Source organism: Aeromicrobium ginsengisoli (genome assembly GCF_004134905.2).
In the GTDB taxonomy this organism is placed as follows: Bacteria; Actinomycetota; Actinomycetes; order Propionibacteriales; family Nocardioidaceae; genus Aeromicrobium; species Aeromicrobium ginsengisoli.
This window is the reverse complement of record NZ_SDPQ02000002.1, coordinates 168397-188165: the sequence shown is the minus strand read 5'-3', so window position 1 is coordinate 188165 and position 19769 is coordinate 168397. Positions and strand designations below refer to the sequence as shown.

Genomic DNA, 19769 nt, shown 5'->3' with positions numbered 1-19769 from the left:
GTCGCATCGTCAGCGCTGGTCCCCGCCACGGAGCAGTGCGGCGAGTGGCAGGCGACCGACCCGTGCCGCCTCGGCGACGGCGATGAGCATCGCGGTCCCGACGAGGCCGACGACTGTCAGGCTGGTCCACCACGGCACGACCAGGCCCGGCGTCGCGGACTGGCCGGTGATCAGCTCGAGCGAGAGCGAGCCGAACATCACGACGGCCGCGCCGGCGCCGAGCACCACACCGGCGACGGCACCGACCACGACCGGGCTGACGAGCTCGCCGAGCAGCACTCTGCGTACGTCGAGACGACCCAGCCCGAGCGATCGGAGGCGGCCCAACGACTCGGCCCTGACTGGCGCTTCGGCAGCCGCGGCCAAGGCCACCCCGAGCACCGCGAACATCAGCAGGAGCACTGCCGAGGCGACGGCCAGGCGTACGAGACCGGACGCCAGCGGCGCTGAGCGGCGAGCATCGACGACGTCGGTGAGCACGTCCACCGTGCCGGCCGTCCCGGCCGCGGACTTCAGGGCAGCAGCAGCGCCCGGCCCGACAGCCCATACGGTTCCGGGGTCGGCCACCACGCCTGCTGACTCGAACTCCGCCCGGTCGATGACCAGCACGGGTTCGGTGGAGTCGCCGACCCGCGGGGCGACACCGACCACCGTGAGCGGCACGGGCGTGTCCTCCCACCGCACCTGGAGGTCGTCGCGGAGGTCGCGATCGCCACCCAGCAGCAACGCGGGGACCTTGCCGTCAGCCCGGCGGTGCAGCCGCGCGAGCTGCGGAGCGTCCGGCAGCGGGCTGGCCGCCAGGACCCGCTGGTACGCCGTGGAGTCGACGATCACCAGCCGCACCGTCGCGGAGCTCGAGCCGGACGCCAGGCCGAAGCCTTCGACGACTCGCGCCGCGGCTGCGGCGCGCACCCCCGCACTGCTCGAGACCTTGGCAGCGGCAGCTGAGACGGATCGGTCAGGCGCCGTCTCCCAAGAGGCGTCACCACCGACCGACTGCAGGGCGCCCGCGGCCTGACCGTGCTGCTCGGTCGCCACGAGTGCGACCGCCGTCGTCAGCTGGGCCACCGTGACCGCCACCACGAGGAGCGGCAGTGCCCGGCCCGCTGATCGGGAGGTCCGGGCCGCGACGACGAGTGGCACGGCGCCGAGCACGCGACGCGCCCGGGCCAGCACCAGCCGCGTCGCGGGCGGCAGGACCCGGACGAGCAGGAGGCCGCCGACGATCGCGAACCAGGTCGGCGCGGACGACGCGGTCAGGTCCCCATCACCCACGACGCCACGCTGATGGAGTGCCACGTACGTGAGGACGGCCACGGCCAGCACGACCCCTTCGACGAGGAGTCGCCGCACGCTCCGCGCCCGGGCCACGGCTCGGCGCGCCGAGCGGTTGGCTGGCACCCGGCGATCGTCCGCAGCTCGGGCGGCGCGCGTCGTGGCCAGCACCGGACCGGCGAGTGTCGCGATGACCAGCACCGGCAGGGACCACCGCCAGCCGACGTCGCCGACCAGCAGCCACGTGACGAGCGTCCCGAGTGCGGAGCCGACGAGAGCCACGACCACGGACTCGGCGGCCAGCTCGGAGAAGATGCCCATCAACGAGGCACCGCGCTCGCGCATCAGCACAAGTGAGTCCGACCGCCGGCGCACCACCAGGTCCGCCGCGAGCACCAGGATCAGCGTCACGCCCGCGAGCAGTCCGACGATCAGCACTGTCGCCTGCCCCTGCGCGGCCGACACCGTGGCGCGACTGTCGAGCAGGACCTGATCGAGCAGGCTGTCCCACGAGACCTCGCTGCTCCCCCGCGAACCGGACGTCTTGAGCGACACGATCGCCTGCATCAGCCGTTCGGTCTGTTTCCACCGCACCTGCGACGGCTGTGGGCTGAAGACGACGCGAGTGGTCAGGTCGTCGAACGGCAGAGCGAGCTGGAAGTCCGGCAGCGAGTCGGTCGAGACGATCGCCGCCGCCGAGACGCTGGTCAGCTGGTCGGAGCGCCCGATGATCGGATGCAGCAGCTCCGGCACGGCGGCCCAGACGTGGTCGTCCCGGTCGCCCGCGACGAAGATCCCGCTGATCACGATCGTGGCCGTGCGGTGCTGCTCGTCCTCGGCCTCGACGCGGTCACCGACCTGCAGACCGAGCGCGTCGGCGGCCTCGCGCGGCAGCGCCACCTGGACGGGCCACGGGTCGGTCGTGACGGTGACCTCGACGTCGGCCTTGGCTGCCGGCACGGAAGGCCCGGGCGGCCCTCCGGAGGTGTAGGTGACGGCGGGTGCGGCACCCGGGGCGGTGAGGTAGGCCAGTCGGAGGTAGCGGCCGGGCCCCGCGTCGAGCAGGTGCATCGACGGCGACGTCAGGCTCGTGACCCCTGGACGTACCACCGCGGCAAGCCGGTCCGGCATGGCTCGCTGCGCGCTCGCCGCACTCTCCCGCAGCTCGGCGACCGCCTTCGGATCGCGGATCCGCTGGCCTTCGTCGTACGGGCGGGAGACCGTGGCGACGACCGCGCCCTGCAGACCCGCATCGCGTACGTCGGCCGCGATGGCCCGGTCCGCCGTACGTTCGGTCAGTGGCGCGATCGCCGAGGTCAGCAGCGTGGCGAGCATGACGACGAGCCCGATCAGGACCAGCAGACCGAGGTGAGCCCGCGCGCGGCCGACCATGCTGGGCCGGTGCCACCGCGGCATCATGAGTCCGCCGCCCTCAGCTGCTCAGGACCCGATCGACGCACGACGACGAACGTGATGACGGTGGCGATGAGCAGGCAACCCACCAGCGCGCCCACCACGACGGCCGACTCACGGCCCCATGGCCACACCAGCACGGCCGCCGGCACCGGTGCCACACCGACGTCGGAGCGGACCAGGCTCGGGCCGAGCGCCACGGACGCCACGACTCCGACCGCCGCTCCGGTCACCACCACGAGCCCCAGGAGGATGCCGTGCTCGACGAGCACGAGCCGCGTCACCTGGCGTCGGGTGAGGCCGAGAGCTCGGAGCCGGGCCACCTCGGCCGACCGCGCCGGCCGGTCGGCACCGACCACCAGGGCCGCGCCGGCGAGCAGCAGCAGCCCGGCCGCGACGACCAGGAGGACCAGTGCCGCCGGGACCATGGCCCGCAGCGGACCTTGCTCGAGCTGTGCCGCGACGCCCGTGCGCGTCGTGACCTCACCGAGGTCGAGGCGCGTGAGGTCGCGGGCCGTCTTCGGCGCGGGGTCGGCCACCCACCAGGCATCGACGACGGGTTCGAGGTGACCGAGCCCGATGAGGATGCGCGACAACGTGTCGGCGTCGGCCAGCACCGCGACCCGTCCCGGCGCCGACGGCACGGTCGGGATGACGGCGACGATCTGGAGCGGCACGGGGACACCCTCGACGGTGGCGCTGATCGTGCCACCGACCTTGGTCCCCACGACGTCGGCCAGCCGCTCGGACACGGCAACGGGCAGGGCGGCGGGTCGCTTGAAGCCCGTCACGAGCACGTCACCGTCGGCGTACGCGAGGAATCCGAGGTCCAGCTGCACCGTGGTCCGGACGGTCGTGGCGCCGGCCGACGACGTCACCGACGCCGCCGCTCCGGTGACGGGGGTGTCGGGCGCACCGAGCTTCTCGACGTGCCAGTCCCGCACGGCGCCGGCGTCCGGGGTCCTGACCGACAGGTCGACCGTCACCGAGGTGGCACCCGGGGTCGTTCGCCCGCTCAACGTCAGCTGGGCCGCGACGAGGTGCGCGCCCTCGAGGTGGCCCGTCCCGGCGAGCACGTGTGATCGCCCGTCGAGCGGTACGGCGTCGGCGCTCACCGACCTGCGGAAGCCTGAAGCGTCCTGCACCAGCAGCGTAGGTGTCACCTCGATCGGGACTCCGCGGGGCGCGGAGCCCTTGACCGTGACGCCGCCGGTCGACAACGGCAGCCCGACGACGGCCGGTCCCGGCGCCAGCAGGTCACCGATCGTGGTCCACGTACGCCCCTGGTCGAGCCGCCCCCGCAGGAGAGTCCCCGCCCGACGCGAGTCGGCCGCGACGAGCACTGGTGCGGAGTCGTCCTCGCCGGAGCCCACGTACTGCCCGAGTGCGAGGGGCCGATCGATGACGGCAGAGGTCGCCAGCCCGCGGGTCGCCGCCGCGATCGCCGCGGCCTCACGGTCGGTGGCCGGGGTCGACAGCGCGAAGGACAGGTCGGTGCCCACCCGCAGCGCCGCCTGATCGTCCTGGGACCGGTCCCAGGTCGTCTGCAGGGCGAGCCCGAACGTCGCCGAAGCCGTCGCCATCGCGAGCAGGGCGAGGGCGGCTCCACCGTACGGACGTCGCGCCGCCTGACTCGTGGCGAGCGGCAGCACGAGGGCGGTCGACCGGCTGGCAGCCCAGGCGACGGCCGCGAGCAGCACAGGTGCCCAGCGCACCGCCAGCACGGTCACCGCGACGACGCAGACCACCGGCGCGAGGATGAGCGTGGCGTCGTCGGTGGTGGCCGTGGGTGGCTGCGAGTGCAGCTGCCACCACGCGGCGATCGCGACGACCCCGAGCAGGAGATCCACGCCGGACTGGGCGGCGCGAGCGGCGCGCGAACCGAGTCTGGCGGTTCCCACCATCGGGATGACCAGAGCGAGCGCGAGCAGGATCGCGCTGGCCACCTCGACCAGCACGAGGCCGGGCGTGACGGCCGGTCGTTGACTGAGCCCAGCGGCGGCCAGGGCCGGCAGATGGGTGACGGCGGAGTGCACCAGCGCGGCGACCGGCACGGCAAGCACCGTCGCCGCACCCGCGATGAACAGGACCTCGGCCAGCGTCGACACGACGAGCTGGTCGCGGCCGAGACCCAGATCCGCCAGCAGGGCACGCTCGCTCGCACGCACGTCACCGAGCAGCCGTCCGGCCAGGAGCAGCGCCGTCAGCGCCATCACCGTGCCGAGCAGGAGCACGACGAGCAACGTCGACCGGGTCGCCGCCTGCTGCGCGTGGACCTGGCTCAGGGTCTCCGGCAGGTCGGACGCCACGCGGCTGATGTCCACCTGATCGACGACCTGGGCCGACAGCAAGCCGTCAGCCGATCGCAGGGCCCCGACGGCGGCGTTCATCGACTGGTTTGTCGCGCGGGTCAACGTCGGGTTGCCGGTCACCTGCAGTGCGTCGATCGTCGAGCCGGTCGCGAGGAACGTGGCGTCGTCGACCACGAACGGGCCGTACGTGGGCGACAGCCTTGGCAGCGACCCGTCGGTGTAGGCGGCGTCGTAGCCGCTCCCGGCCAGCGGGTCCCGCTCCCAGCCCGTCCGGGACGCGGCACGGAAGATCCCGACGACGACCAGGCTCACCGAGTTCTCGACCGGCCGCGTGCCGATCTCGCGGCCCACGCTGATCCGGTCACCCACGGCGAGGTGGAGCCGGCTGGCCGCAGCCTCAGGCACCACCGTCTCGCCCGCCCCGTCGGCCCAGCGCCCGGAGGTCAGGGCCGCCCGCTCGGGCAGCGAGGTGGTGCTCACCAGATAGCCCAGGCGTTGACCGTCGCCGAGACGTCGCATCCGCGAGGTGGCGCTGCTCGTGAACGTGGGGTCCAGCGGGCGCAGCGCATCGGCGATCACGGCGCGAGCGGCATCACGTACGGCCACCGCGTCGGAGGCCTTGACGCCACCGATGAACGCGGTCACCGCGGTCTGCTGTGGCGTCGTCTCCTCCACCCCTGCCGTGAACGACCGGTCCTGGGTCGGGCCCATCAGCAGTGCGCCGACCCCCAGCAGCGCCGTGCCGAGCGTGACGAGCGCGACGATGCCCTCGAGCAACCGCCACTGGGCGAGGGTGCGCCGGCGTACGAGCGTCAGCACAGCACGCTGGTCCGGGCCGTCATGTCAACCGGCCGTCCGAGATCGTGAGCACCCGGTCGGCCAGCGCCATCATGACCGGGTCGTGCGTCGAGACGACGGCGGTGACCCCTTCTGACTCGACCAGCCCGCGCAGCAACCCCATCACCCCGAGGCCCGTCTCGGCATCGAGCTGCCCGGTCGGCTCGTCCGCGATGAGCAGGCGAGGCGATCCGGCCAGTGACCGGGCGATGGCCACACGCTGCTGCTGCCCGCCCGAGAGCTCGGAGGGCCGCTGGTCCGCGTGGTCCCGAAGACCCACCAGCTCGAGCAGCAGGGCGACGCGCTTCTCGCGCTCGACGGCAGGCGTACGACGCAGGCGCAGCGGCACCCCCACGTTCTCGGCGGCGGTCAGCGCCGGCACCAGCCCGAACGTCTGGAACACGTACGAAACCGAGTCGCGACGGAGCTGGCTCAGGCCCTCGTCGTCGAGCCCGGTCACCTCCGTGCCGTCGACACGGACGGTGCCGCTGTCGGGCTGGTCGAGGCCGCCGATCAGGTTGAGCAGCGTCGTCTTGCCCGAGCCGGAGCGTCCGACCAGCGCCACCATCTCGCCGGGCGCGACGTCGAACGACACGTCTTGCAGGGCGTGCACCGTGCCGGGACCGGAGCCGTACGTCCGCGTCAGGCCGCGGGCGACGACCATCGGCTCGGTCACCTGGCCTCTCCGTCCGAGCGGATCTCGACATGGTCGTCCTCGAGCGCGAGCCGGACTCGCCGCGTCAGGGCCAACGCCTCACGGAACTCACGCGGCACCTGGACCCGGCCGGCGCGATCCATCACGGCGTACTCCTCGCCCAGCGCGTGCGCACCGGCCGCCAGGTCGTCGTGGCTGCGCAGCACCTCGCTGCTCGTACGCCCGTCGCGGATGGCGATGGTGCGAGCGACCTGACCGCTGACGGCGGCGTCGTGGGTGACGATCACGATCGTGGCGCCGAGGTCACGGTTGGCGGTCCGCAGCGCCGCGAAGACCTCCTGCGCCGTCTCGCTGTCGAGCTCGCCGGTGGGCTCGTCGGCGAGCAGGACCCTCGGCTCGTTCGCGAGGGCGACGCAGATCGCGACCCGTTGCTGCTCGCCGCCGGACATCTCACTCGGGCGACGATCGGCGCAGTGCGCGACGCCGACCGCCTCGAGCAGCTGGGCGGTGCGCTGCCGCCGCTCGGCACGCGGCCGGCCCGCGATGCTCATCGGCAGGTCGACGACCTCGCCGGCCGTCAGGTAGGGCACCAGGTTGCGCGCGGTCTGCTGGCGTACGAAGCCGACGACGTCGCGCCGATAGTGCACGCGCTCGCTGCGGGTCAGCGCGAGCAGGTCGTGGCCGGCGACCCGCGCCCGTCCGGCCGTCGGCGCATCGACACCCGCGAGCACCTGCAGCAAGGTGGACTTGCCCGAGCCGGAGGCCCCGACGATCGCGACCATCTCGCCCTCGTGCACCAGCAGGTCGAGGCCCTGCAACGCCTGCACCTCGACGCTCTCGGTCTGGTAGATCCGCACGAGATTGTCGCAGACCACGAGCGCGTCGTGGCCGTACGCCGGCTCCTGCGCAGCCGGCGCCGGCAACGACAAGCTTGGTCCCGCCACGACATTCCTCCCGCTCCGACCCCGCGCCAGCGTAACCGAGGTCACACCAGTGTGAAGGCCGAAGTGACCGCCTGTCTTGCGTGGTGGTTCACCGGGATCGAGGCGGGCCCGCGATCCGGCGTCGCCGGTACGCGACAGTGGCGGCGATCGCGGCGATCAGGGCGGTCATGACGACCCAGCTGAGGCCGTACGGCCGGTGCAGCACGGTGTCGTTGTCGGGCTTGCCGCCCTGACCCGAGAGCACGTTGACGAATGCCACCGTCAGGGTGGCCCAGACGAGGAAGGCGATCGCCGCCACGGACCGGGTGCGCCCCGGCAGCAGCCGTGCAGCGACGACGCCGAGCAGCACCGTCACCGGAGCGATGACGGCGTCGTGCAGGAGCACACCGCCGGCGAGAAAGGTGCCCATCGAGACGAGCTGCTCGGAGGTGAAGTCCCGCATGAGCCACACCCCCCAGAGGCCGAAGCCGAGGCCGGTGAGCAGCAGCAGCCCTCGCACGAGCCTCATGTCCGCACCTCGAGCTCACGGACCCACTTCGTCTGGAGGACACCGGGCCGGTTGGGCGCGATGATGCGGCACGGGTAGCCGTGGTCGAGGCTCAGTGGCTCGCCGTTGAGCTCGAGGGCCAGCAACGTTCGCGGGTCGTCCACGAAGTCGCCCGGCAGCTCGGACGTACGGAAGGCGCCGCGCGTCTGCATCGACCGCACGATCACGGTCGACCCGGACGGCGCCCCGACGAGCGCGATGAGGTCCTGGACCGCGACCCCGGTCCAGACCGCGTTGCGGCTCCACCCCTCGACGCACGCGATCGGCAGCCGGTGCGTACGTTGTGGCAGCTTCGCCAGCTCGTCGCGGGTGAGGGACATGCTGCGCCCGCCCGCCTTCAGCTGGAGCACGAACGCAGGATCGCTGGCGGCGCGGGTCGCACCGGCCGCTCGTGCCGTGCGGTTGACCGGCAGGTCCTGCGGCCCGCCCCCGTCACGTACGCCGAACACCGAGACCTTGCGGAGGAACGGCACCGTCTGGCCGACGGTCAGCACCAGGGCGAGGCCCGACGCGACCGTCACGCCACGCAGCACCGCACGGCGGCTCGGCCCATCGGAGTGGACCGGCGTCTCGTCCTCGACCGACGCACCCAGGCCTTCGCGGATGACCGGCAGCTTGACGGCGATGTGCACGAGGAGTGCTCCGATCGCGACCCACGCGACGGCCTCGTGCGTACGCCGGAAGCTGAACTCCCACGGGTACCACTGGACGATGTTGAGCAGGCCGCTCGTGAGCTGGAAGATCGCCGCAGCGACCAGCACGCCGATCGACGCCCGCTCGAGAACGTCGAGGAGCTGGTCGCGACGGGCTTTGGGCGGGCGGAGGAAGAACCGGGGATAGACCGACCACAGCTTGACCAGCAGCAGCGGGACCGAGGCGATGCCGGTCGCCACGTGCGTGCCCTGCGTGACGCGGTAGAGCCACGCCGGGTTGGGTCCGATCGGCAGCCACCCGGGCGACGAGTACTGGAAGTGACTCCACAAACCGGTCAGGAAGCAGATCCCGAACGCGATGCCCAGCGCCGTGCCCACGCGCGCCGTGGTCGCGGGTCCGCGCGACCTGGCGGTGAAGTCCTCGGGCCGCGGGATCCGCTTCTCGATGTCCTCGACGCGGGGAAGTCTCATGCCCGTTCCATCCGTGCCGCGTGGCGGCCGCCTGCCGCGTGCGTCGCGACGACCTGCAGGCCGGCCCGCTCGGCGACCTCGTCGATCGCGTCGAGTCCGACCACGGCCCACTCGAAGTGCGCCGACAACCGGCCGTCGACCCGCAGCCGGCGATGCTCACGAACCAGTCCCGTGCCCGACGGAGCGACCTCGGCGATGACCACGCCGCCGTCCGTCAGCACCTGGCGCAGGCGACGGAGCAGGCGTACGGGATCGCCACCGATGCCGAGATTGCCGTCGGCCAGCAGCGCGTACGCCCATCGGCCCTCGCCGGGGATCGCGCCGAAGACGTCACGGCGCAGCGCGAGCGCACCGCGTATGCGGGTCTGGCGGATCGCCTCGCTCGAGACGTCGATGCCCATCGCCGGGATGCGGCGGGCCGCAAGCTCGGCGACCAGGCGTCCGGGGCCGCAACCGATGTCGATCGTCGCGTCGTCGCACGGGTCGATGAACAGCTCCCGGTCGACCCAGTCCGGCGCCGACGACCACTGCGCGACCTCGAACGGCTGCGTACGCCCGACGTGGTCGACGACGTGCGCCGGCTTCCCGGCGAAGGCTTCGTCGTACGCCGTGATGGCGTCGAATGTCATGCTCATGCGTTCGCCCGGCCGCTCTGCACGACGGCGGCGACGCGCGATATCGGGATGCCGTCAGCGATGTCGACGGCGTCGGCCCAGGTGTCCATGTCGCGGACCGTGCGCAGCCGTTCGACCGCTCCCAACGCACGCCCGGTCTGCTCGGCGGTGTCGTCGACCGACATCTCGACGTCAGCGAGCACGGCGGCGTCCCCAGGGTCGGGCAGACCCAGGAGCCACCAACCGCCGTCGGCCGCCGGGCCCATGACCCGCGATCCGTCGCGGACCTCGGCGCCGGCGTCGAGGTAGTCCCGCACGGTCAGCTGCGGGGTGTCCATGCCGACCTGCACGACTCCGTGCCCGCCGTCGGCGTCCGCGTGCGCGTGGGCCAGCCGTTCGCCGAGGCCGTCGCCACGCTGCGCCACCACGCGTACGCCCGAGAGCGCGCGCGTGATCTCGTCGGCGCGGGCCGCCTCGCCGAGGTCACCGGTCATCGCGACGACCACGGGCCACCCCAGAGCGGCGACGGTCTCGAGCGTGTCGAGCAGCGCAGCGGCGGCGAGCTCGGCCGCTGCGTCGTCGCCGACCGTGGCCGCGATGCGCGTCTTGGCGAGTCCCGGCACCGGCGCCTTGGCGACGACGAGGACCGTCGGGTCGCTCATCGCAGCACCTTGGCGAAGTCCTGCACGACGCGTGCCGTGCCCCGGACCGAGCCGGAGACCTTGGACCTCGTGCCGGCGGCTCGTCGGTCGTAGTCGACATCGACCTCCTGGACGGTCCAGCCCGCTTCGGCCGCGCGCAGCATGAGCTCGAGCGGATAGCCGAAGCGCCGGTCCTCGACGCCCAGACCGAGCAGGTCGGACCGGCGGCAGACCCGCATCGGGGCGAGGTCGTGGATCGGGAACGCAGAGCGGCGCCGGATCCAGGTCGCCAGCAGCTGGGTGCCCAGGCGTGCGTGCCATGGCCACACGCCGCTGCCCGTGGGGCGGCGTCGGCCGACCGCCATCGTCGCCACCCCCGAACGTACGAGATCCAGCATCGGCACGAGGTCGGTCAGGCGCATCGAGGCGTCGCCATCCATGACCGCGACGAAGTCGGCCTCAGCGGCGAGCATCCCCGCGTGCACGGCGGCGCCGTAGCCCGGACGCGTCTCGGTGACGACGTGCGCGCCCAAGGCTCGAGCAACGTCCGCCGTGCCGTCGGTCGACCCGTTGTCGACGACGATCGCCCGCCACCCGGGCGGCACGTCAGCGAGCACGATCGGCAGGGCGGCAGCCTCGTCCCGGCAGGGGATCACCACATCGCACTCGCTCATGACCATGATTCGACGCTAGGGGCGTCCCGGCTTGGTCCACCAGACATCCGGCGATGACGGACCCGTGACGTCGGCCCGCTCGGACGGTCACCCGGCCGTGAGCGCACCTAGGCTGACGACGTGCCCCCCACCCTGTCCTCGACGCGCGCCGCGGTCGCCTCCGCGGCCGTCGGGCTCGTCCTGGTGGCGGCGGCGATCGCGGTCCCGCGCTGGACCGACGAGGACGTCCGCGTGCACTGGCCGCCGCTGCACGCCGACTGGGATCCGCGGTTCGGTCTGCTGACGCTGCCGGCGATCGCCATCGGCCTGGGCCTGTGGGTCGCGCTCCCCCGTCTGGCTGCCACGTCGTCGTGGCGAGCCCTCCTCGCGTACGCCTTCGCGGGCACGTGGCTCTGGACCATGGCGCTGGCGATGACCGAGGGCACCGACGGGCTCGCGCGCGTCTTCGAACGACCGGGTGAGTACGTCTACGACGCCCAACGGGTCGACTCGATCGGCACGATGCTCCGGACGTTCATCGACCACATCCCTATGGACTCGCCCGACCACTGGCACACCCACGTGGCCGGCCACCCGCCCGGAGCCTTGCTGTTCTTCGTGCTGCTCGACCGCCTCGGCATCTCGGACCCGTTCTGGATCGGCGTCGTGGTCGTCACGATCGGGAGCACCGCGGTCGTCGCCGTCCTCCTGACCCTCAAGACGCTCGGCTCGGCGCGCCTGGCACGGCAGGCGATGCCGTGGATCGTCCTCGCTCCGACCGCCGTCTGGATGGGGGTCGACGGCGATGCGCTGTTCACCGCCGTCGCCGCGTGGGGGCTCGCGCTGCTGGCGATCGCTGCCGTCCACCGCCGCCCGGGCGCCGCCGTCGCGGCGGGCCTGCTGCTCGGCGCGTGCGTCTATCTCTCGTACGGGCTGGTGCTGCTCGGGATCCTCGCCGTCGCGATCCTGGTCGTCGGGCGTACGTGGCGGCCGTTGCCCTGGGCTCTCGTCGGCGCAGTCGTCGTCGCCGCGGCGTTCACGGCTGCCGGCTTCGAGTGGTGGAGGGCCTACCCCGTCCTGCACGACCGCTACTACGCCGGCATCGCGTCCGAGCGCCCCTACGCGTACTGGGTCTGGGCCGACGTCGCCGCGTGGACGTTCACCATAGGCCTCGTCGTGTGGGCTGCCTTCCCGCGTGCGATCCGGGCGTTCAAGCAGGGCGACGTCATGGCCCGGCTCGCCGGCGCGGCATTGCTGACGATCCTCGTCGCGACGCTCTCGGGCATGAGCAAGGCCGAGGTCGAGCGCATCTGGCTGCCGTTCACGATCTGGGTCGTCGCGCTCCCGTCGCTCCTCCCCGAGCGATGGCATCGCCCGGCCCTGCTGTCCCAGGTCGTCCTGGCCCTGTGCGTCCAACAACTGGTGCTGACAAGGTGGTGATCATGACGAGCGTCGACCGGCCTCACGTCCTGGTGGTCGAGGACGACCACGCCGTGGGCGACGTGCTGCGTCGCTACCTCGAGCAGTCGTACGAGGTCACCGTCGCCACCGATGGCGTGACCGGGCTGGCTGCCGCGCGCGACCTGGCGCCGGACCTGATCGTGCTCGACGTCATGCTGCCCAAGCTCAACGGCCTCGAGATCTGCCGGGAGCTCCGCGAGACCGACGGCTCGGCCGTGCCGATCATCATGCTGACCGCGCTCGGCGAGACCGACGACCGCATCGCGGGGCTCACCAGCGGTGCCGATGACTACGTGACGAAGCCGTTCAGCGTCAAGGAGCTGACCTTGCGCGTTGGCTCGGTCCTGCGCCGCAGCCTGGTGCCCGCCGGTACGCGGCCCGTCGCCGGACTGCTGATCGACGGCGACCTGACGGTGCACCCCGTGGCTCGCGAGACGCTGCGCTCCGGCACGACCCTGCCCCTGACGACGCGGGAGTTCGACCTCTTGCACTTCTTCCTGCGGCATCCGCACGAGGTGTTCAGCCGCGAGGACCTGCTCCGGCAGGTGTGGGGCTGGGAGTACGGCGACCACTCGACCGTGACGGTGCACGTCAAGCGCCTGCGCCACAAGATCGAGGCCGATCCGGCCGACCCGACGAGGATCGTCACGGTCTACGGCCTCGGCTACCGCTGGGACCCGTCGGCATGAGCGAGCGCCAGCGAGTGATTCATGAGGCAGCAATCATGCCGGCGCCTCCATATCGTTGGTCTTTCAGGGAGGCGTCGGCATGAGCTCGGACACCCTGCATGCGCTGGTCATCGGGCTGCTGGGCTCCCTCGGAGTCGTCGGGGTCGGCGCCCTCGTGCTCTACCTGCTGCGCGGCCGCGCGCTGACGACCTCGATCGTCCTGCTGACCCTCGTGCCCCTCGTGGCGATCATCGTCGGCGTAGTCGGCACGAGCCAGTTCATGTTCACGGCTGAGCTGCGGCGCACCGCGATCGTCTGGCTCGTCGTCACGGCCGTCAGCGTGCCCAGCGCGATCGTCCTCGGCAGCTCGTTGGCCCGCGCGATCGTGTGGGAGCGCGAAGCCCTCGAGCGCGAACGCAGCGCCGAGCGGTCACGACGCGAGCTGCTCGCCTGGCTCAGCCACGACCTGCGCACGCCCATCGCCGGCGTGCAGGCCATGACGGAAGCGCTGGAGGACGGCGTCGTCTCGTCACCGGAGGACGTCAAGCAGTACGCCCAGCTGATCCGGGCCGAGACGCTGCGGCTGGCCTCGATGATCGACGACCTCTTCGAGATGTCGCAGATCAACGCCGGGACGCTGGCCCTCGACGTGGGCCCGATCGCGGTCGACGACGTCGTACGCTCTGCCGTCGAGGCCGCCCGTCCCGCCGGCGAACGTCACGGCGTACGCCTGGCCGTCGAGGGCCGTCCGCGCGGCACGCTCGCGGTCGGTGCCGCCCCCGAGCTCATGCGGGTGCTCCGCAACCTGCTCGGCAACGCGATCCGGCACACCCCTGAGGGCAGCACCGTGACGGTGTCGATCGGCTCTGACCGCTCCGAGGTGTGGTTGCGGGTCGACGACTCGTGCGGCGGCATCCCGGACCACGACCTCGCGAAGGTGTTCGACATGGGCTATCGCGGCTCCGCGGCGCGGGAGTCCGACGGCCAGGGCGCCGGCATGGGCCTGGCGATCGCCCGTGGCCTGCTCGACGCCCAGTCAGGCTCGATCGACGTCCGCAACCACGACACCGGCTGCCAGTTCGAGATCCGCCTCCCGGCCGCGTGAGCCGAGCGAGCTCTCAGCGCCGGCGCAGCGGATCCGTCGCCAGTTGGGCGAGCCCGACCTCCGGGGCGATCTCGGCAGTGAAGCCGAGCCCCTCGGTCGCAGCCCTCGGAGACGCCACCACATGGCGTACGTCGAACCGCCGATAGTCGCCTGTCAGCTCCGGCGGTGCGCCGTCGGCGGCCCCCGCCAGCACCCGCGCCATCTCGCCGATCGTGAACGGGTGCCCCGAAGCGATGTTGTACGGCGTCAGCCCCGGCGGGTGCACCGCGACCCGCTCGATCGCCAGCACGTTGGCGCGCGCAACGTCGCTGACGTGCACGAAGTCCCGCACCTGCTGGCCGTCCTCGAACACCTGCGGCGCCTCACCGCGCGCGATCGCCGAGCGGAAGATCGCCGCCACTCCGGCGTACGGCGTGTCCGCGGGCATGCCCGGTCCGTAGACGTTGTGATAGCGCAGCGCGACGGTCCGGGCGTCGTCGAGCGTGCACCACGCGCCGGCGTAGTGCTCCTGCGCGACCTTGGACGCGGCATAGCTGGTGCGGGGCAGGAAAGGCGTGTCCTCGCCGATCTCCCGCCACGTGATCTCGCCACCGCAGACCGGACAACGTGGGTCGAACCGGCCGGCGGCGAGATCGTCCTCACGGCGTACGGCCGGCGGCACGTCACCGTCGACCGGGCAGGTGTAGCGACCATCGCCGTAGACCACCATCGACGACGCGAGCACCAGGTCGCGCCCGCCCGCCCGCGACATCGCCGCGAGCAGCCGCGCCGTGCCGGCGTCATTGTGCTCGGCGTAGTCAGGCAGGTCCTGGGCGTCCACGCCGTTGCCGACCATGGCCGCCTGGTGGCACACCACGTCGATGCCGTCGAGCACCTCGTCGAGCGGGTCGTGACGCAGGTCGATGCGGTGGATGCTCGAGTCGTACGCTCCACCGGTCCCGTGCGCCTGCGGCAGGTAGGCGTCGAGTGCCACCACGTCGTGACCTCGCGCCAGCGCCTGGCTCCTGATGTGCCCGCCGATGAAGCCGGCCGCACCGGTCAGCAGGATCCTCATGGCAGGTCGATCGGCAGGTCCATGCCGTCCACCGCGTGCGAGCAGCTGCAGTCGCGGTCCGTCCCGAGCCCGGCCACCACGGACGTGAGCGCCGACTTGAGCGTCTCGGTGTGGGCGGCGAACACCGCGAACACCTCGTCCATGCTGACCGCGCTCGCCTCGTCGACCCCGGCGTCGTGGTCGGTGACCAGCGCGACGGTGGCGTAGCACATCGCCAGCTCACGGGCCAGGACTGCCTCTGGATGACCCGTCATGTTGATGACCGCCCAGCCCTGGTCGGCGTACCACCGCGACTCCGCGCGCGTCGAGAACCGCGGACCCTCGATCACGACCATCGCTCCGCCGTCGACGGGACTGTGCTCGGCGAGGCCGCCGAGCAGGTGCGTCCGCAGCCTCGGGCAGTAGGGATCGGCGAACGAGACGTGGCAGGCGCCGGAGTCGAAGTACGTCTGATGGCGGCCGGCCGTACGGTCGACGAGCTGGTCGGGCACGACGAACGTGCCTGGCCCGTGCTCGACCTGGAGCCCACCGACCGCGCACGGCGCGAGCACCTGCCGCACCCCGAGGCTGCGCAGCGCCCACATGTTGGCGCGGTACGGCACGCGGTGGGCCGGGAAGTCGTGATGCGGTCCGTGGCGCGGGAGGAAGGCGACCGACCGGCCACCGACCGTGCCGACCGAGATCGGCGCGGACGGCTTCCCGTACGGCGTCTCGACCTCGACCGTCCGCGGATCGTCGAGGAACGTGTAGAACCCCGATCCCCCGATCACGGCGACGTCCGGGCGCTGGGTCTCAGTCATGTCGTCGAGCATGTCATCTCACCGGCCCGGACGGGTGACGAGACCGTGACGGTCACCGGCTCGTCACGGGTGCGGACAGAAGTTTGCGGACTTGACCAATCATCCATCCCCCTCCGTGGCGAACCACGGGTGTCAGCAGATGACCCCACGACATACCTACAAGGATGTGGACCACATGAGCTCCAACAGCTCTCGCAAGAAGAAGATCGCCGGCCTCGCCATCGTCGCCATCGCCGCCCTGCCGCTCGCGGCGTGCGGTTCCTCAGGCTCCGACTCGGCGTCGTCCGATTCCAAGACCGCGGTCGCCAAGCCCGTCGCCCGCCTCAACGACCTCAGCACGGGCGGCACCACCGCCATCAAGCTCGACCAGGGATTCGTCGACGCCCTGACCTCGCTCAAGCTCACCCCCGGTGTCGTCGACGGCGCCAAGCTCGAGGACGGGTCGCTGATCTTCCCGATCACGGGCGGCAACGTCACCTACTTCAAGCCCGGCACCGCCAAGCCGTACGTCATCGGCCAGATCCAGCACGAGGCCTCGGGCCTGTCGCTGACGGCGGGCGACACCAAGGTCGAGCTGACCAACTTCAACGTCGACCCCGGCATCTCGCGGGTCTACGGCGACGTCACGGTCAACGGCAAGGTCGCCGCCACCAGCGCGTTCCTGTTCCAGCTGCGCGGCGCGACCCTGAAGCCGCTGCAGACCGAGGGAGACACCGCGATCCTCGAAGGCACCAAGGTCTTCATCAGCCCGGTCGCGGCCGGCCTGCTGAACGACACGTTCAAGACCGACGCCGTGACCAAGGACCTCCTGGTGGGCGTCGCGAAGATCACCGTCAACACCAAGTAGGTCGACGGGCACGACTCTCCCTTGGGGTGAGAAGCACAGTGGGCGCGTTTCCTCCGGGACGCGCCCACTGCGCTGTCCGAAGCGCATCGGGCCGGGCGACGAAAGGTTGAGACGTGACCTCTCCGCAGGCCCATCCGAACGCTCCACGGCAACGAATCACTGGTAGCAACCGCCTAGAACGGGAGATCGACATGGGAGCGAACGCCGCTCATCTGAAGCTCGCAAGCTCCAGCACCGCCGGCCCGACCGTCGACCTCGGCGATCTCCTGGTTCGCACCGGCCGGGGAGATGAATCGGCGTTCGCCGCTGTGTACGACGCACTCAGCTCCTCCGTGTACGGCATGGCCAGACGCGTCATCCGGGACCCGTCCCGCGCCGAGGAAGTCTCTCAAGAGGTCTTCATCCAGGTCTGGAAGACCGCGGCGCGTTTCGACGCTCAGCGTGGCAGCGCCAAGAGCTGGGTCCTGACGATGGCGCACCGCCGGGCCGTCGACGCCGTCCGCCACGACCAGGCGGCCAGCAACCGCGACAGGAAGTACACCTCCAGCAACGGGCCCGACTTCAACGAGGTCGAGGAATCCGTGACCCTCAGCCTCGAGCACGAGCAGGTTCGCCGGTGCCTGGCCGGGCTCACCGATCTGCAACGCGAGGCCGTCCTCCTGGCGTACTACCAGGGCTACACGTACGCCGAGGTCGCCGAAGCACTCAACGTCAACCCGGCCACGATCAAGACTCGGATACGCGACGGCATCGTCCGTCTGCGCGACTGCATGGGAATCGAAGCATGACCACCGACCTGCACACCCTCTTGGCTCCATACTCGCTCGACGCCCTCGAGCCGCCCGAGAACACGCGCTTCGAGGCGCACCTCGAGCAGTGCCCGGCGTGCCAGGCCGAGCTGGCCGGGTTCCAGGCCACGGCAACACGGCTCGGCGACGCGGTCGCTCTCACGCCGCCGGCGACCATGCGCTCCCGCGTCCTCACCGAGATCGCGAGAACGCCTCAAGAGCGCCCGGTCGTGACGGCGATCGCCCAACGGCGCAGCCTCCGGTCCGCCGTCCCCCGGATGGCCGCCGCAGCAGCGTTCCTCGTCGGCACCATCGGTGTCGGGGGCTACGCGATCGAACGCGACAACGCGCACGAGGCCGACGCCCGGAGCACGACCATCACGTCCGTGCTGGCGGCGCCTGATGCAGCCACCACCTCCAAGACGTTCTCCACCGGCGGCAACGTCCGCCTGGTCGCCTCGCCGGCCCAGGACTCAGCGGTCATCGTGGCCAACGACCTCGCCCGGCTCAAGGGCCACAAGGTCTACCAGGTCTGGATGATCAACGGGGCCGGCCCGAAGTCCCAAGGGACGTTCACGAGCAGCGGCACCATGATCATGCACGGTGCCGGCGGCGCGGACTCCGTGGCCATCACCGTGGAGCCCGAGGGCGGTTCGAAGCAGCCGACCACGGCTCCGATCGTGACGATCGCGATATGACCCACGCATCCGCCCTCCTCCGCCTGGTCGAGGACACGATCGGTCTGTCCCTCCCCATTCGCCTGCGCACGTGGGACGGCAGCGAGGCGGGACCGCTCGGCGCTCCCGTGGTCGTGATCCGCAACCGGCGAGCCCTGCGGCACGTCCTGTGGAGCCCCGGCGAGCTCGGCATCGCCCGCGCGTACGTGCAGGGAGACCTCGACGTCGAGGGCGATCTCGGCGAGGGTCTGCGGGCGATCTGGGATGCGGTGCGGGATGCCCGAGCCGCCGACGGAGCAGCCGGCCGGCCGCGCGTACGTCCCCGTCAGGTCGCCAGCGCGGCCGCGCTCGCCCTGCGCCTGGGTGCGGTCGGACGACGCCCACCGCGGCCCGCAGCCGAGTCGGCCCTGACGGGTGAGCTGCACAGCAAGGAGCGCGACCTGGCCGCGATCTCCCACCACTACGACCTCTCCAACGACTTCTACGAGCTGATCCTCGACCCCAACATGGCCTACTCGAGCGGCTTCCACATCACCCCCGAGGTGACTCTCGAGGAGGCGCAGACCGCCAAGCTTCACCTGGTCTGTCGCAAGCTCGGCCTGCAGCCCGGCATGAGGATGGTCGACATCGGCTCCGGATGGGGCTCGCTGACGTTGTTCGCCGCCGAGCACTACGGCGTCCACGTCACGGGAGTGACGCTGTCTGTCGAGCAGCGGGACTACGTGATGGACCGGGCCGCCGAGCGCGGGCTCCAGGACCGCGTCCAGGTGAGCCTGCGCCACTTTCGCGACCTCGAAGCATCAGGTGTGCGCGATGCCGAGATCGATGCGATCGCCTCGATCGAGATGGGCGAGCACGTCGGTGATGCCGAGTACGTCGTGTTCACGGAGTCGATCCACCGCTACCTCAAGCCGGGCGGCCGGGTCCTGATCCAGCAGATGTCGCGCAGCAACGACGCTCCGGGCGACCGCCCCGGCGGCGGTCCGTTCATCGAGACGTACATCGCTCCGGACATGCACATGAAGCCTCTGCCCAAGACGCTCGGGCTGATCGCGGCGGCCGGGCTCGAGATCCGGGACGTGCAGGCCATGCGTGAGCACTATCCGCAGACCGTTGCGGCCTGGGCGGCGAACCTCGAGGACAACTGGGACCGTGCCGTGAAGCTGATCGGCGAGGAGTACGCGCGCGTGTGGCGGCTCTACCTCACCGGCGGTGCGCTGGCCTTCGAGGAGAACCGCATGGGGGTCGACCAGATCCTCGCGGTCAAGCCGAGCGCACGCGGCGTCAGTGGCATGCCGGCTTCGCCGTTGCACTGGCTCAGCTCGGCGACTTGAATCCTGCAACTTGCTGGTTG

Annotated in this window: 18 protein-coding genes; 7 read left to right on the top strand and 11 right to left on the bottom strand. The window is 71.6% G+C overall.

From position 1 onward, the window contains the following. Nucleotides 1-9: 9 nt before the first annotated feature. The 9 genes from ESP70_RS07650 to ESP70_RS07610 all read right to left on the bottom strand — a co-directional run bounded on the left by ESP70_RS07650 (nt 10) and on the right by ESP70_RS07610 (nt 11036). Nucleotides 10-2667 (bottom strand): FtsX-like permease family protein, encoded by a 2658-nt coding sequence (locus tag ESP70_RS07650; protein WP_149688743.1) that lies wholly within the window; start codon nt 2665-2667, stop codon nt 10-12. A gap of 23 nt (nt 2668-2690) precedes the next feature. Next, the gene (locus ESP70_RS07645) at nt 2691-5819 is read right to left on the bottom strand and encodes a permease (protein ID WP_149688742.1); all 3129 of its coding nucleotides are present in this window, start codon (nt 5817-5819) and stop codon (nt 2691-2693) included. Between the two features lie 19 nt (nt 5820-5838). Continuing rightward, nucleotides 5839-6513 (bottom strand): ABC transporter ATP-binding protein, encoded by a 675-nt coding sequence (locus ESP70_RS07640; RefSeq protein WP_246161963.1) that lies wholly within the window; start codon nt 6511-6513, stop codon nt 5839-5841. Continuing rightward, nucleotides 6510-7436 carry an ATP-binding cassette domain-containing protein gene (locus tag ESP70_RS07635; RefSeq protein ID WP_149688741.1) on the bottom strand — a complete coding sequence of 309 codons (927 nt, stop codon included), beginning with the start codon at nt 7434-7436 and terminating at the stop codon, nt 6510-6512. The genes ESP70_RS07640 and ESP70_RS07635 overlap by 4 nt, the downstream gene beginning before the upstream one ends. A gap of 88 nt (nt 7437-7524) precedes the next feature. Continuing rightward, on the bottom strand, nt 7525-7944 hold the full coding sequence (locus ESP70_RS07630; protein WP_149688740.1) for a hypothetical protein: 420 nt from the start codon (nt 7942-7944) through the stop codon (nt 7525-7527). Beyond that, nucleotides 7941-9107, bottom strand: a complete 1167-nt coding sequence (locus tag ESP70_RS07625; RefSeq protein WP_149688739.1) for a molybdopterin-dependent oxidoreductase — start codon at nt 9105-9107, stop codon at nt 7941-7943. The genes ESP70_RS07630 and ESP70_RS07625 overlap by 4 nt, the downstream gene beginning before the upstream one ends. Continuing rightward, a complete protein-coding gene (locus tag ESP70_RS07620; RefSeq protein ID WP_223148659.1) occupies nt 9104-9742 on the bottom strand; it encodes a class I SAM-dependent methyltransferase in 639 nt (212 codons plus the stop codon). Before ESP70_RS07620 ends, ESP70_RS07625 begins: the two co-directional genes overlap by 4 nt. Then, nucleotides 9739-10383, bottom strand: coding sequence for a TIGR04282 family arsenosugar biosynthesis glycosyltransferase (locus ESP70_RS07615; protein ID WP_149688738.1), 645 nt, complete (start codon nt 10381-10383; stop codon nt 9739-9741). Before ESP70_RS07615 ends, ESP70_RS07620 begins: the two co-directional genes overlap by 4 nt. Further along, nucleotides 10380-11036 (bottom strand): glycosyltransferase family 2 protein, encoded by a 657-nt coding sequence (locus tag ESP70_RS07610; protein ID WP_246161962.1) that lies wholly within the window; start codon nt 11034-11036, stop codon nt 10380-10382. Before ESP70_RS07610 ends, ESP70_RS07615 begins: the two co-directional genes overlap by 4 nt. Nucleotides 11037-11156: 120 nt before the next feature. Here ESP70_RS07610 and ESP70_RS07605 point away from each other — a divergent pair, with 120 nt between their 5' ends. The 3 genes from ESP70_RS07605 to ESP70_RS07595 all read left to right on the top strand — a co-directional run bounded on the left by ESP70_RS07605 (nt 11157) and on the right by ESP70_RS07595 (nt 14249). Continuing rightward, entirely contained in the window at nt 11157-12455 is a 1299-nt protein-coding gene (locus ESP70_RS07605) for a hypothetical protein (protein WP_246161961.1), read from the top strand. A 2-nt stretch (nt 12456-12457) separates the two neighbouring features. Then, a complete protein-coding gene (locus tag ESP70_RS07600) occupies nt 12458-13165 on the top strand; it encodes a response regulator transcription factor (RefSeq protein ID WP_149688736.1) in 708 nt (235 codons plus the stop codon). 79 nt (nt 13166-13244) lie between these two features. Further along, nucleotides 13245-14249, top strand: coding sequence for a sensor histidine kinase (locus tag ESP70_RS07595; protein WP_149688735.1), 1005 nt, complete (start codon nt 13245-13247; stop codon nt 14247-14249). 13 nt (nt 14250-14262) lie between these two features. Here the strand turns inward: ESP70_RS07595 and ESP70_RS07590 are convergent, their stop codons facing one another. Both ESP70_RS07590 and ESP70_RS07585 read right to left on the bottom strand, forming a co-directional pair. Next, nucleotides 14263-15303 (bottom strand): NAD-dependent epimerase/dehydratase family protein, encoded by a 1041-nt coding sequence (locus ESP70_RS07590; RefSeq protein ID WP_149688734.1) that lies wholly within the window; start codon nt 15301-15303, stop codon nt 14263-14265. Beyond that, nucleotides 15300-16103, bottom strand: a complete 804-nt coding sequence (locus ESP70_RS07585) for an S-methyl-5'-thioadenosine phosphorylase (protein WP_149688733.1) — start codon at nt 16101-16103, stop codon at nt 15300-15302. The genes ESP70_RS07590 and ESP70_RS07585 overlap by 4 nt, the downstream gene beginning before the upstream one ends. 175 nt (nt 16104-16278) lie before the next feature. On the opposite strand from ESP70_RS07585, the gene ESP70_RS07580 reads away from it, so the two are divergent. From ESP70_RS07580 to ESP70_RS07565, 4 genes are all read left to right on the top strand, one after another. Further along, the gene (locus tag ESP70_RS07580; protein ID WP_149688732.1) at nt 16279-16950 is read left to right on the top strand and encodes a hypothetical protein; all 672 of its coding nucleotides are present in this window, start codon (nt 16279-16281) and stop codon (nt 16948-16950) included. 191 nt (nt 16951-17141) lie between these two features. Beyond that, nucleotides 17142-17738, top strand: a complete 597-nt coding sequence (gene sigK, locus ESP70_RS07575) for an ECF RNA polymerase sigma factor SigK (RefSeq protein ID WP_149688731.1) — start codon at nt 17142-17144, stop codon at nt 17736-17738. Next, on the top strand, nt 17735-18436 hold the full coding sequence (locus tag ESP70_RS07570) for an anti-sigma factor (protein WP_149688730.1): 702 nt from the start codon (nt 17735-17737) through the stop codon (nt 18434-18436). The genes sigK and ESP70_RS07570 overlap by 4 nt, the downstream gene beginning before the upstream one ends. Next, complete coding sequence (locus tag ESP70_RS07565; protein WP_149688729.1) at nt 18433-19749, top strand: SAM-dependent methyltransferase; 1317 nt, start codon at nt 18433-18435, stop codon at nt 19747-19749. Before ESP70_RS07570 ends, ESP70_RS07565 begins: the two co-directional genes overlap by 4 nt. Nucleotides 19750-19769 lie beyond the last annotated feature (20 nt).

Coding starts and splice junctions, on each gene's coding strand:
- ESP70_RS07650 (WP_149688743.1), bottom strand. CDS start 2,667: ATGGTCGGCCGCGCGCGGGCTCACCTCGGTCTGCTGGTCCTGATCGGG.
- ESP70_RS07630 (WP_149688740.1), bottom strand. CDS start 7,944: ATGAGGCTCGTGCGAGGGCTGCTGCTGCTCACCGGCCTCGGCTTCGGC.
- ESP70_RS07625 (WP_149688739.1), bottom strand. CDS start 9,107: ATGAGACTTCCCCGCGTCGAGGACATCGAGAAGCGGATCCCGCGGCCC.
- ESP70_RS07620 (WP_223148659.1), bottom strand. CDS start 9,742: ATGAGCATGACATTCGACGCCATCACGGCGTACGACGAAGCCTTCGCC.
- ESP70_RS07615 (WP_149688738.1), bottom strand. CDS start 10,383: ATGAGCGACCCGACGGTCCTCGTCGTCGCCAAGGCGCCGGTGCCGGGA.
- ESP70_RS07610 (WP_246161962.1), bottom strand. CDS start 11,036: ATGAGCGAGTGCGATGTGGTGATCCCCTGCCGGGACGAGGCTGCCGCC.
- ESP70_RS07600 (WP_149688736.1), top strand. CDS start 12,458: ATGACGAGCGTCGACCGGCCTCACGTCCTGGTGGTCGAGGACGACCAC.
- ESP70_RS07595 (WP_149688735.1), top strand. CDS start 13,245: ATGAGCTCGGACACCCTGCATGCGCTGGTCATCGGGCTGCTGGGCTCC.
- ESP70_RS07590 (WP_149688734.1), bottom strand. CDS start 15,303: ATGAGGATCCTGCTGACCGGTGCGGCCGGCTTCATCGGCGGGCACATC.
- ESP70_RS07585 (WP_149688733.1), bottom strand. CDS start 16,103: ATGACTGAGACCCAGCGCCCGGACGTCGCCGTGATCGGGGGATCGGGG.
- ESP70_RS07580 (WP_149688732.1), top strand. CDS start 16,279: ATGAGCTCCAACAGCTCTCGCAAGAAGAAGATCGCCGGCCTCGCCATC.
- sigK (WP_149688731.1), top strand. CDS start 17,142: ATGGGAGCGAACGCCGCTCATCTGAAGCTCGCAAGCTCCAGCACCGCC.
- ESP70_RS07570 (WP_149688730.1), top strand. CDS start 17,735: ATGACCACCGACCTGCACACCCTCTTGGCTCCATACTCGCTCGACGCC.
- ESP70_RS07565 (WP_149688729.1), top strand. CDS start 18,433: ATGACCCACGCATCCGCCCTCCTCCGCCTGGTCGAGGACACGATCGGT.